Raw genomic sequence first — 12,120 nt, 5'->3', positions numbered from 1 at the left:
GGGCACTCTCAAACCAAAGGCAGTGCAGTCCGGTCTATGACCCTGCGCAATACAAAGCTGGAGTGCACACCGGTAACACCCTCAATGCGGGTCAGCTTGTTGAGCAAAAGCGCTTGATAGTGGTCCATATCTTTGACGGCCACCTTGATCTGGTAATCCGCATCCTGGCCGGTAATGAGCAGGCATTCCAGCACTTCGGGCAAGATGCCTACGCTGGCTTCAAAATTGGCAAACCGCTCCGGGGTGTGGCGGTCCATGGAAATATGGACCAGCGCAATCAAAGAAAGTCCGAGTTTTTTGGCATCCAGCATGGCCCGGTAGCCTGTAATCAAACCGGACTCTTCAAGCGCACGTACCCTGCGCAAACAGGGAGACGGCGACAAACCAATCCGGTCTGCCAAGTCTTGGTTGGCAATACGCCCATCCACCTGCAGGATTTCGAGAATTTGCTGATCAAACTTGTCTATGTTCATAAAATTCCAATAAATATTTATTTGTTGGAATAATATTCCATAAATACCGCTTTAGATCGCAATTAGGCAATGAACTGCCGACAGTCCTTGCGTACACTTCTTGGCAGACGCTGAACCACAGCAAGTACCTGTCCAAATCTCACAAGGAACTGGATGTTCAAAGCCTTACCGAGGCTGGATGCAAAAACGCCCCGTTGACGAATGCCGTCACGGGGCGTTTTTGTTGCGCGCTACCATGCTGCAATGACCGATACCCAACGATTTGATGCGGTGCTTGAGGCACTTTTGTCCGGGCAGCGCATCGCCGCCATGGCCACAGTGGATGAAGAGGGCATGCCACACGCGTCCATGGTGCCTTTTGCGATAGACCCTGTGCGTGGAACACTGCTGATTCACATCAGCGGCATGTCACCGCACTTTGCGTATTTGCATAACAAGCCACATGCCAGTCTGTTAGTTGCAAAAGCAGAAACAGCGGGAGCAGAAGTGCATGCTTTGCCAAGAATGTCTGTCCAAGGCACAGCGTCATTTGTGTCCAGAGACCAAAGCGGCTACGCCAATGCCCGCGAAGCTTACCTCCGCCGGTTCCCGGAGGTGGCTTTCATGACAGATTTGCCAGACTTCTCTTTTGTAGAAATCAGTCCGGTAGCCGGCAGAGTGATTGCCGGGTTTGGGGCGGCAAAAAAACTGGATCAGGCACGCATTGTTGCCGCTTTGCAAAAAGCTTAGTTGCCTTCTACAAACGCCACCATCAGCTTGGCAAATTCTGGGCCTTCGTGGCCGTGTTGCAGGCTTTCCATGCTGGAAGCGTAGTGTTCATCTCCCAGCAGTGCACGTCGCTTGTCGAGCAAATAGGCACTGTAGTCCTCTACAAATTCGGGGTGCGGTTGAATGCATAGCACTTCTTTGCCTTTGGAGTACGCTGCAATCGGGCAATGGTCGCTGCTTGCGAGTAAGCGTGCGCCTTCAGGAAGTTCCAACACCTGGTCCTGATGGCTGGCGAGAAGTGCAAAACCATCACGCGCAGGCTCCACCAAGTCACCGGCATGCCATTGGTACTGGTGACGTCCGGTCACCCAGCCTTTGGGCGCCCTGCCCACCTTGGCACCCAGACACAAGGCAATCAGCTGATGGCCAAAGCACACGCCCAACAATTTGATATCGGTGGCAAGCAGCGCTGTCACGCGTCGGCGCAGCTCTACCACCCAGGGTTCATCAGAAAACGAATCTGCTTTGCTACCCGTCAAAAGCACTGCATCGTAGTCTGCGAACGAAGACGGATACTCCCCATGTGGGGTGCTGAACCGGTCCATGGTCCAGTGCTCTGCGCCGGCTTCCCGCAAAACTTTTGCCAGCATGGCGCCGTAACTTCCGTAGACCGGAATCAGGGCTTCATCAATGGTGTCGTTGTCCAGAATGCAAAGTTTCATGGCTTGAAATAGTTCCAGTTTTAGGCAGAAAACCACACACGATCGAGTTCACGGAGCGTGCGAAGTTCCATTTTTAGCGCTCCATGCTACATTAGCGAGTTGCCGAAAAGCGATTGGCAGTGTGAATGCGTGACGCAAAAACACGATTCTTCCGGCCGGAGAATTTCCCGATCCGCCCCGATTCGGCTTCTACAGCGACTCCCACCATGGACCCGCAAGCGCCCTTCAAGGAGCGTTTGGCTCATTGCTGTGGTGTGTGCGTTTGTATTTTTAATGTTTCAGAACCAAAATTAGATTGACGTTTTGCATCCCATCTTCATCGGCAAGCACTGCATTGCCGGTTGCAGCCCGAATCTGCCCGCTGAGCGGATCTGGCAAGGTATGTACCAGTGGGGTACGGCGGTTCTACAACGATTTTTCAACACCTGATGCGCACGCTGACCTTGCAAGCGCACAAGGTATCTACCGGATACAGGCCCTCACCGGCTCCCGGTAACTTATACGTTCAGAGGAAGTTTTATGGCTAAAGAAGACCTGATTGAAATGATGGGTGTGGTGAACGAAGTGTTGCCTGACACCCGTTTCCGCGTGACCCTGGATAACGGTCACCAGTTGATCGCCTACTCCGCAGGCAAGATGCGCAAGAACCACATCCGTATTCTGGCGGGCGACCGTGTGTCCCTGGAGCTCTCGCCTTACGACCTGAGCAAAGGCCGTATCAACTTCCGCCACATCGAAGGACGTGGCCCGATGACACCACGTCGTTGATGTGAATAGGTGTGCATTGGCGCATCGGGTTCGCCAATGCACAACCGGACGCAAGGTTCCGGTTGTATTTGCTATCAAATAGATAGCTGATCGCGCACACTCACCGTGCGCTAGAGCCCGATTTGACTCAAAGCTTGAACACCGCCACCACCTGCACCAGGTCGTTGGCTTGGCCCTTCAAGCTGCTGGCCGCCGCTGCCATCTCCTCCACCAAAGCCGCGTTCTGCTGCGTGGTCTGGTCCATGGAAGTAACGGCTTCTCCCACTTGAGAGACCCCAGCACTTTGCTCTGAGCTGGCGGCACTGATTTCTCCCATGATGTCGGTGACTCTGCGGATGCTGCTGACCACTTCGGTCATGGTTTCACCGGCTTTGTCGACCAAGCTACTACCTTGCTCCACCCGCTCTACGCTGGCGTTGATCAGGGTTTTGATTTCTTTGGCGGCTTCGGCACTGCGTCCGGCCAAGCTACGGACTTCGGAGGCGACGACGGCAAAGCCTCGTCCCTGTTCACCCGCCCGTGCGGCTTCTACCGCTGCATTCAGGGCCAGGATGTTGGTTTGGAAGGCGATGCCGTCAATGACGCTGATGATGTCAGCAATCTTGCGGCTGCTCTCGTTGATGCCTTTCATGGTCTCCACCACCTGACTCACCACTTCTCCGCCTTGAATCGCCACGGTAGACGCATTCATGGCGAGTTGGTTGGCTTGGCGGGCGGAGTCGGCGTTTTGTTTGACGGTGGAGCCGAGTTCTTCCATGCTCGCTGCGGTTTCTTCCAGGGCGCTGGCTTGCTGCTCGGTGCGGGCCGAGAGGTCGTTGTTACCTTGGGCGATTTCGGCGCTGGCGGTGGCGACGCCTTCGGAGCCTTCACGTACCTGGGCGACTACGTTCGCCAGGTTGTGTTGCATCCGTTGCAATGCCGCCAGCAATTGACCCGTTTCATTGCTCGAATCCACAGTAATGATTTTGGACAAATCCCCATCTGCAATGCCATCGGCGAGATCAATCACGGTGGCAATCGGCCGGGTGACTGATCGTGTAACCCACAAAGTGGCCCCCGCTGCTGCCATGGCCCCGACGACCAGTGCCAACAGCATGGAGGTGCGGGCGGTTTGAAAGCTGCTGTCGGTTTGGGCGCTTGCCGATGTGGCACCTGTCCGGTTGTATTCGGCGATCTTTTTCACAGTGGCATCCAGCGAATCGAACAGGGTTTTGGCATCGCCTTCCAGCAGCTTGCGCGCGGGGAATTTTTCGCGCTTGGTGGACATGTCTACCAGCTGCGCATGCAGTGCCTGGTAGGCTTTCCAATCCGTTTCCAAGCGCGAAAACAGGGTTTGCTCTTCGGCTTCGTTGACCAGCTTTCCATAGTCCTGCCGGATGGCTTCAATACCGAGTACGGCTTGGGTTGCGAGTTTGCCGATGCGCTCCATGGCCGTTTCATCGGTATTGAGAATGTGCTGGCTTTCCAAGGCGCGCAAATCCGCAAGACCCGCACGCAGATCGCCGATCAGCCCCACACTCGGGAGCCAATTGCTGGTGATTGCGATGGTGTCATTGCGCATGGCCTGCATTTGCGTCAGCGCGAGAACAACCACGGCCACCAGCAAGGCGGTCAGTCCGCCCATGACGGCGGTCAAACGGGTGGATATCTTGATATTTTTGAAATTCATGGCCTGTCTCCTTATGGTTGTACTGGGGCCGATCACAACGACAAAAAAGGCCCATCGCTACGGCATAACCGCGGCAATGGGCCTGTGAGCCTCTCGGAAAGACGCGCTCAGTGGGAGTCGCGCGGCACTGCAGCGCCGCTTCCACCCACCAAAAAGTCCAAGTCCGCGCCCAAGTGGGCCTGTTGCACGGTCTCTACATACAACTTGTACCAACCGCGCTTGGGCTTCTCGGGTGCTTGCCACGCGGCCAAACGGCGCGCCAGTTCTTCGTCCGACACTTCCAGGTGCAGCTTGCGCTCCGGTACATTGAGTTCAATGATGTCGCCGTTTTGCACCACGGCCAAGGGGCCGCCAGCGGCGGCTTCGGGCGAGGTGTGCAATACGGTCGTGCCATAGGCCGTGCCGCTCATGCGTGCGTCCGAAATGCGTACCATGTCGGTAATGCCCTTCTTGAGCACTTTGGGTGGCAGGGGCATGTTGCCCACTTCTGCCATGCCGGGGTAGCCGCGCGGGCCGCAGTTCTTGAGCACCATGACGCTGTTTTCGTCGATGTCCAAGTCTGGGTCGTCGATACGTGCGTGGAAGTCTTCAATCGACTCGAACACCACGGCCGGGCCACGGTGGTGCAGCAGGTGTTTGGACGCCGCCGAGGGTTTGATCACCGCACCGTTAGGGGCTAGGTTGCCACGCACCACCGCAATACCTGCGGCGGGCATGAAAGGCTCGTCCACCGTCTTGATGACTTCGCGGTTGTAGCAAGGCGCGTTTTCCACGTTCTGGCGGATGGTCTTGCCGTTCACCGTCAGTGCGTCGCCGTGCAACATTGGCAGGATTTCGCGCATGACCGCAGGTAGGCCGCCGGCGTAGCAGAAGTCTTCCATCAGGTACTTGCCGGAGGGTTGCAGGTTCAGGATGTTGTTCACTTCCGAGCCCAGCTTGTCGAAGTCTTCCAGCTTCAACTCCACGCCGATGCGGCCGGCAATCGCCAGCAAGTGGATCACCGCGTTGGTGGAGCCGCCAATGGCCGCGTTGGTACGGATGGCATTCTCAAACGCTTGACGGGTCAGGATCTGGGACATCTTGATGTCCTGCTTGACCATTTCCACAATGCGGCGGCCGGTCAGTTGGGCCAAGCGTTTGCGGCGGGTGTCCGCAGCCGGGATGGCAGCGTTCTCCGGCAGAGCCATACCCAAGGCTTCGACCATGCTGGCCATGGTGGAGGCGGTGCCCATGGTCATGCAGGTGCCACTGGAGCGGTGCATATCGCTCTCGCAGGACGAGAACTCTTCCATGGTCATTTCGCCCGCCCGCACCATTTCAGACATTTGCCACACGCCAGTGCCGGAGCCCACATCTTTGCCACGGAACTTGCCGTTGAGCATGGGGCCGCCGGACAAACCGATGGTGGGCAAGTCGCAGCTGGCGGCACCCATCATCAATGATGGTGTCGTCTTGTCGCAGCCCATGAGCAGCACTACGCCGTCAATCGGGTTGCCGCGGATGCTTTCTTCCACATCCATCGATGCCAGGTTGCGGAACAACATGGCGGTAGGGCGCAGCTGGGTTTCGCCTAAGGACATGACGGGGAATTCGAGTGGGAAGCCACCGGCCTCGTACACACCACGCTTCACAAACTCGGCCAGCTCACGGAAATGGCCATTGCAGGGCGTCAATTCGCTCCAGGTGTTGCAGATGCCGATGATGGGGCGGCCATCGAGCAGGTCGTGCGGATAGCCCTGGTTTTTGAGCCAGCTGCGGTGCACAAAACCATCGCGGTCCTGGCGGCCGAACCAGGCGTGGCTGCGGCGGAATGGGGGCTTTTCGGAACTCATGGGTTTGCCTCTTTATTCGTGGAGGCGACGCCTCCGGTTCTTGACAGCAGGCATGGTACCAATGCACAGTGATAATAGAAAATGAATTTCGAGACAATTCATATATATAAATTGCAATCAAATTTGAGAAAAAACCATGTCTGAGCCCAAAAAACTCGCCCAATACCCCAGCCTGCAGGGCAAAAATGTATTCATCACCGGTGGTGGCACCGGCATTGGTGCGGCCATCGTGACCGCGTTTGCCGAGCAAGGCGCCCGGGTGGCCTTTGTGGATGTGGCAGAGGCGGAAAGCCGGCAACTGGCAGAGAGCTTGAGCGCCCGCACGCAGGCGCAAATTTGGTGGCGCACCTGTGATGTGCGCGACATCGCGGCCTTGCAGCTGGCTGCTACCGAGGCGGCCGCGGCTTTGGGCGATTTCTCGGTGCTTGTGAACAACGTAGCCCGCGACGACCGCCACACCCTGGAGTCGGTGACGCCCGAGTACTGGGATGAACGCATGGCGGTTAACCAGCGGCCGGCCTTTTTTGCCATTCAGGCCGTTGTGCCCGGCATGAAACGTTTGGGTGGCGGGTCTGTGATCAACCTGGGGTCTACCGGCTGGCAAACCAAGGGCAGCGGTTACCCCTGCTATGCGGTGGCCAAGTCCTCAGTCAATGGTTTGACCCGGGGCCTGGCGGATACGTTGGGCGCAGACCGCATCCGCATCAACACCGTGTCTCCCGGCTGGGTGATGACAGAGCGCCAGATCAAAATGTGGCTCAACGCCGAGGGCGAGGCCGATATCCAGCGCAACCAGTGCCTGCCTGACAAGTTGCAACCCTCGGACGTGGCGCGCATGGTGCTGTTTTTGGCGTCGGACGACGGCGCCATGTGCACGGCGCAAGAGTTCAAGGTGGATGCGGGCTGGAACTGACCCGCATCCATTGACTTAGCCTGCGGGGGCGGGGTCCACGCTGAAGGCTTTGCCGTACACCGTCATGGCAGAGGCTTTCAGGGCCCGCAACACCACTTCACCGGCCGGCGACAGCAAACGGTCCCGGCGGGTGATGAAGCCGAAGGGCTCCATTTCGCAGGGCATGGCCACAGGCAGGATGGACATCAAGCCGTGGTTGGCGTAGTAGCGGGCTACGTCCACGGCCATCACGCTCACCATGTCGCTTTGCTGCATCATTTTGCTGATGAACAACAACGCACTGGTCTCCACGCTGTTGGAGGGCTGCTCCAGGCCCAATTCCTGAATCATCAAATCAAACCGGTGGCGCAGCATGCTGCCGGCGGGCGGCACGATCCAGCCGTACTTGAACACGTCTTCCAAGGTGGGCTTGATGGCCGTCAGCAACGGGTGGCCCGGGCGTGCGACGGCGCAAATGGGTTCTTCTGCCACCATTTCGTAGCGCAATGCGGCCTTGTCGTGCTCGGGTGAGAGGCGACCCACCAGAATGTCCAGGGTGCCGCGGTTGAGTTTTTCGATCAGTACGTTGCTGGGCTCAATCTGGATGGTGATTTGCAGATTGGGGTGCGCCTGCTTGACGGCGGCCACGGTGGGCGGCAACAAAGCCAGGCCCGGCGCGGTGATGGAGCCGAGATTCACCTGGCCGAACTGCCCGTTCTTGGCGGCTTGCAGCTCTTCATGGGCTTGGTTGAGGCTGGCCAGTGCGGCGCGCGCATGGCGGATCATGGTGTCGCCGTACCAGGTGGGGCGCATGCCGCGTGGCAGGCGCTCAAACAGGGAGACGCCCAGCACGTCCTCCAGGTCCTTGAGCAGTTTGGAGGCAGCGGGCTGCGTCATGTTCAGCACTTGTGCTGCCCGGTGGATATTGCCCTCCTCGGACAATGCGACCAATAGCAAAAGCTGTCTGGTTTTGAGCCTTGCACGCAGGAACCAATGGGTGTAATTCGTCATATAGGGTTAGCACCAATCCTGAAATACATATCGAATAAGGCTCAAACTATATTAGAAATAAATCAATCCCGTCCTTATCATTCGCCGCCTGAGCCAGTTTGGCAAGGACGTATCTGACAGAAGCAATTAAACACAGGAGACATTCCATGACAGCACGTAGAACCACCCTCAAGGTACTTGCAGCAAGCCTGGCACTGGGCTTGGCATTCGGCACCACCGTTGCTAATGCACAAGACAAAGGCCTGGTCGGCGTAGCCATGCCTACCAAGAGCTCTACCCGTTGGATCGCTGACGGCAATAGCATGGTCAGCGCATTGGCTGCCAAAGGCTACAAGGCCGATCTGCAATACGCGGAAGACGATATCCCCAATCAGTTGGCCCAGATCGAAAACATGATCACCAAAGGCGCCAAGGTGCTGGTGATTGCCGCTATCGATGGCACCACCCTGACCAACGTGCTGCAAAAAGCCGCAGACAAGGGCATCAAGGTCATCTCCTATGACCGCCTGATCGTGGGCTCCAAGAACGTGGACTACTACGCCACCTTCGACAACTTCCAAGTGGGTGTGTTGCAAGCCCAATCCCTGGAAAAAGCACTGGGCCTGAAAGAAGGCAAGGGTCCGTTCAACATCGAATTGTTCGGTGGCTCTGCGGATGACAACAACGCCTTCTTCTTCTACGACGGCGCCATGTCCGTGTTGGACCCCTACATCAAGTCCGGCAAGCTGGTGGTCCGCTCCAAGCAGACTGGCATGCAAAAAGTGGCAACCCTGCGTTGGGACGGCCAAGTGGCCCAAGCCCGTATGGAAAACCTCTTGAGCGCCTACTACGGCAAGGACAAAGTGCACGCCGTACTGTCTCCCTATGACGGCCTGTCCATCGGCATCATTTCCGCCCTCAAGGGTGTGGGTTACGGCACTGCCGCACAACCCATGCCTTTCGTGAGCGGCCAGGATGCGGAAGTCCCTTCTGTGAAGTCCATCATCCGCAAGGAACAGTACTCCACCATCTTCAAAGACACCCGCGAACTCGCCAAAGTGGCCGCCGGCATGGTGGACGCTGTGATCAGCGGCAAGCAGCCTGAAATCAACGACACCAAGACCTACAACAACAAGGTCAAGGTGGTGCCCTCTTACCTGTTGAAGCCCGTGGCAGTTGATCTGTCCAACTACAAGCAAGTGCTGGTGGGTAGCGGCTACATCAAAGAAGAGCAACTGAAGTAATCTTTAGCGGCGATACAGAGGCCCTGTGCCCCACAGCACAGGGCTTTTTACATTCTTCCGGTTCAAGAGAACGATCGTTGAGGCACCATGGCTGAACCCATCCTAGAAATGCGCGGCATGCGCAAAACGTTCCACGGTGTGACTGCCTTGAGCAATGTGAACCTCACAGTGCAACAAGGCCAGATCCACGCGGTAGTCGGCGAAAACGGCGCCGGCAAATCCACCCTGATGAAAGTGTTGAGCGGCGTCTACCCCCACGGGGACTACGAGGGCACCATCCGCTACCAGGGCGAGGAGTGTCGCTTTCGCGGCATTCATGACAGTGAAGAAAAAGGCATCATCATCATCCACCAGGAGCTGGCACTGGTGCCGCTGCTGTCGATTACCGAGAACATTTTTCTCGGCAACGAGCAAGCCAAGGGTGGTGTGATTGACTGGAACGCTTCCTACGTCAAAACCCAGGCCCTGCTGACCAAGGTGGGCCTGAAAGAGTCTCCCAACGCGCTCATTACCAACCTCGGTGTGGGCAAGCAGCAGCTGATTGAAATTGCCAAAGCCCTCTCCAAAGAGGTGAAGCTGCTCATCCTGGATGAGCCTACTGCCAGTTTGAATGAGACGGACAGCGATGCGTTGCTGGAGTTGCTGCTGGAGCTCAAGCGGCAAGGCATCTCCTGCATTCTGATTTCGCACAAGCTCAATGAGATTTCCAAGGTTGCCGATGCCATTACCGTGCTGCGCGATGGGGCCACCGTGGCCACCCTCGACTGCAAAGCAGAGCCGGTGAGCGAAGACCTGATCATCCGCCACATGGTGGGCCGCGAAATGGCGGACCGCTATCCCAAGCGCACCCCCCACATCGGTGAGACGGTGTTTGAGGTGCGCGACTGGGTGGTGCACCATGCGATTCACCCCGAGCGCAAAGTCATCAAGGGCGTGAACCTGCACGTCAAGCGTGGTGAGATCGTGGGTATTGCCGGTCTCATGGGCGCAGGCCGCACCGAGTTGGCCATGAGCATTTTTGGCCGCACTTATGGCCAGAACATCAGCGGCAAAGTGCTGGTGCACGGCAAAGAGGTGGATACCAGCACGGTGCAAAAAGCCATTGACCATGGCATTGCCTATGTCACCGAAGACCGCAAAGGCTACGGGCTGGTGCTGGATGAAACCATCGCCTGGAACACCACGCTCGCCAATCTGTCTGCCGTGTCGCGCAACACGGTGGTGGACGAGGGCAAAGAGTTCGGCGTGGCCCAGGACTTCCGCAAAAAGCTCAACATTCGCAGCCCCAATGTGTTTGCCCGCACCGTCAATCTATCCGGCGGTAATCAGCAAAAAGTGGTGCTGAGTAAATGGCTGTTTTCCGAGCCGGAGGTGCTCATTCTGGATGAGCCGACCCGCGGTATCGACGTGGGCGCCAAATATGAGATTTACACCATCATCGCGCAGCTCGCCGCCGAGGGGAAATGCGTGCTGATGATCTCCAGCGAGATGCCCGAGTTGCTAGGCATGTGCGACCGGATCTGTGTATTGAATGAAGGTGCTTTTGTGGCGGAGTTTCCGGCTGCAGAAGCGACACAAGAAAAAATTATGCGTTCTATCGTGACGTCAGGAGTGAACTGAAATGGCAAGCACAACCCCGGAAACAAACGCCCCCGCCACCGGCGGCGGCATGGCTTTTTTGAAGAGCAACCTGCGCGAATACGGCCTGCTGATTTCACTGGTCATCATCATGGTGTTCTTCCAGGTCCAAACAGACGGCACCCTGTTTCAACCCCTGAACCTGACCAACCTGATTCTGCAGAACAGCTACATCATCGTCATGGCGCTGGGCATGTTGCTGGTCATCGTAGCGGGTCACATCGACTTGTCGGTCGGCTCGGTGTGCGGCTTTATCGGAGCCGTGGCCGCGGTGCTGATGGTGAACTACAACTGGCACTATGTCCCAGCCACCATCGTTTGCCTGATTTTAGGTGGCGTCATTGGTGCGGCCCAAGGCTATTGGGTCGCGTTCTACAAAATCCCGTCGTTCATCGTCACCCTGGCCGGCATGCTGGTCTTCAAGGGCTTAGCACTGGCCGTGCTGGAAGGTGCTTCGGTGGGCCCGTTCCCGCCCGAGTTCCAGTTGCTGAGCACCGGCTTCATTCCAGACCCGTTTGCGGGTGAAACCTTGCGGGTGGCCTCTCTGGTCATCGGTTTGCTGACTGCCTTGGCCATGCTGATTGCCAAGGTGCGTGGCCGCGCTGCTCGTGCCTCCCATGGCATGGACAACGAGCCGGTACTGTTCTTCGCGATTGCCAACATCATCTTCATCGGCATGATTGCGGCCTTCAGCTACCAGTTGGCCTCGTACAAAGGCCTGCCCAATGTGCTGGTCGTCATGTTGCTGTTGATGTTGGCTTACGACTTTGTTGCCTCCCGTACCACCATCGGCCGCCGCATTTACGCACTGGGCGGTAACGAGAAGGCCGCAAAACTGTCTGGGATTCGCACCGAGCGCCTTACCTTCTACACCTTCATCAACATGGGTGTGTTGGCCGCACTGGCCGGGCTCATCTTTGCTGCCCGCCTGAACACTGCCACTCCCAAAGCGGGTCTGGGCTTTGAGCTGGACGTGATTGCCGCTTGTTTCATCGGTGGCGCATCCGCTTCCGGTGGTGTGGGCAAGGTGCTGGGCGCGGTGATCGGCGCTTTCATCATGGGCGTCATGAACAACGGCATGTCCATCATGGGCATCGGCATTGATTATCAGCAGGTTATCAAAGGCCTGGTCTTGTTGGCCGCCGTCTGCTTCGACGTCTACAACAAAAACAAATAAGGACCCG

Annotated in this window: 11 protein-coding genes; 6 read left to right on the top strand and 5 right to left on the bottom strand. The window is 57.2% G+C overall.

The features are described from left to right. Positions 1 to 8 precede the first annotated feature (8 nt). Positions 9 to 473, bottom strand: a complete 465-nt coding sequence (locus FDM28_RS03640; RefSeq protein WP_138513109.1) for an Lrp/AsnC family transcriptional regulator — start codon at positions 471 to 473, stop codon at positions 9 to 11. A 243-nt stretch (positions 474 to 716) separates the two neighbouring features. On the opposite strand from FDM28_RS03640, the gene FDM28_RS03635 reads away from it, so the two are divergent. After that, on the top strand, positions 717 to 1,202 hold the full coding sequence (locus FDM28_RS03635) for a HugZ family pyridoxamine 5'-phosphate oxidase (protein WP_170211577.1): 486 nt from the start codon (positions 717 to 719) through the stop codon (positions 1,200 to 1,202). Here the strand turns inward: FDM28_RS03635 and FDM28_RS03630 are convergent. Next, on the bottom strand, positions 1,199 to 1,903 hold the full coding sequence (locus tag FDM28_RS03630; protein ID WP_138513105.1) for a glutamine amidotransferase-related protein: 705 nt from the start codon (positions 1,901 to 1,903) through the stop codon (positions 1,199 to 1,201). The two genes, FDM28_RS03635 and FDM28_RS03630, sit on opposite strands and share 4 nt — an antisense overlap. A 519-nt stretch (positions 1,904 to 2,422) precedes the next feature. On the opposite strand from FDM28_RS03630, the gene infA reads away from it, so the two are divergent. Further along, positions 2,423 to 2,671 carry a translation initiation factor IF-1 gene (gene infA, locus FDM28_RS03625; RefSeq protein WP_087495722.1) on the top strand — a complete coding sequence of 83 codons (249 nt, stop codon included), beginning with the start codon at positions 2,423 to 2,425 and terminating at the stop codon, positions 2,669 to 2,671. 127 nt (positions 2,672 to 2,798) lie between these two features. On the opposite strand, the gene FDM28_RS03620 is transcribed toward infA, so the two are convergent. Together FDM28_RS03620 and FDM28_RS03615 are read right to left on the bottom strand one after the other, a co-directional pair. Then, entirely contained in the window at positions 2,799 to 4,340 is a 1,542-nt protein-coding gene (locus FDM28_RS03620; RefSeq protein WP_138513103.1) for a methyl-accepting chemotaxis protein, read from the bottom strand. Positions 4,341 to 4,447: 107 nt separating this feature from the next. Then, a complete protein-coding gene (locus FDM28_RS03615; RefSeq protein WP_138513101.1) occupies positions 4,448 to 6,172 on the bottom strand; it encodes an IlvD/Edd family dehydratase in 1,725 nt (574 codons plus the stop codon). A 136-nt stretch (positions 6,173 to 6,308) separates the two neighbouring features. Here FDM28_RS03615 and FDM28_RS03610 point away from each other — a divergent pair, with 136 nt between their 5' ends. Further along, on the top strand, positions 6,309 to 7,085 hold the full coding sequence (locus FDM28_RS03610) for an SDR family NAD(P)-dependent oxidoreductase (protein WP_138513099.1): 777 nt from the start codon (positions 6,309 to 6,311) through the stop codon (positions 7,083 to 7,085). A 15-nt stretch (positions 7,086 to 7,100) separates the two neighbouring features. On the opposite strand, the gene FDM28_RS03605 is transcribed toward FDM28_RS03610, so the two are convergent. Next, positions 7,101 to 8,075, bottom strand: a complete 975-nt coding sequence (locus FDM28_RS03605) for a LysR substrate-binding domain-containing protein (protein WP_138513097.1) — start codon at positions 8,073 to 8,075, stop codon at positions 7,101 to 7,103. A 146-nt stretch (positions 8,076 to 8,221) separates the two neighbouring features. Here FDM28_RS03605 and chvE point away from each other — a divergent pair, with 146 nt between their 5' ends. The 3 genes from chvE to mmsB all read left to right on the top strand — a co-directional run bounded on the left by chvE (position 8,222) and on the right by mmsB (position 12,113). Beyond that, a complete protein-coding gene (chvE, locus tag FDM28_RS03600) occupies positions 8,222 to 9,298 on the top strand; it encodes a multiple monosaccharide ABC transporter substrate-binding protein (RefSeq protein WP_138513095.1) in 1,077 nt (358 codons plus the stop codon). A gap of 87 nt (positions 9,299 to 9,385) precedes the next feature. Next, positions 9,386 to 10,918: a multiple monosaccharide ABC transporter ATP-binding protein gene (gene mmsA / locus FDM28_RS03595; RefSeq protein WP_138513093.1), complete on the top strand. Its 1,533-nt coding sequence runs from the start codon at positions 9,386 to 9,388 to the stop codon at positions 10,916 to 10,918. Between the two features lies 1 nt (position 10,919). Then, the gene (gene mmsB, locus FDM28_RS03590; protein WP_138513090.1) at positions 10,920 to 12,113 is read left to right on the top strand and encodes a multiple monosaccharide ABC transporter permease; all 1,194 of its coding nucleotides are present in this window, start codon (positions 10,920 to 10,922) and stop codon (positions 12,111 to 12,113) included. Positions 12,114 to 12,120: the final 7 nt, after the last annotated feature.

Origin of the sequence: Rhodoferax bucti, from assembly GCF_005876985.1 — a bacterium.
Lineage (GTDB): Bacteria > Pseudomonadota > Gammaproteobacteria > Burkholderiales > Burkholderiaceae_C > Allorhodoferax > Allorhodoferax bucti.
This window is presented reverse-complemented; position numbering and strand designations above follow the sequence as displayed.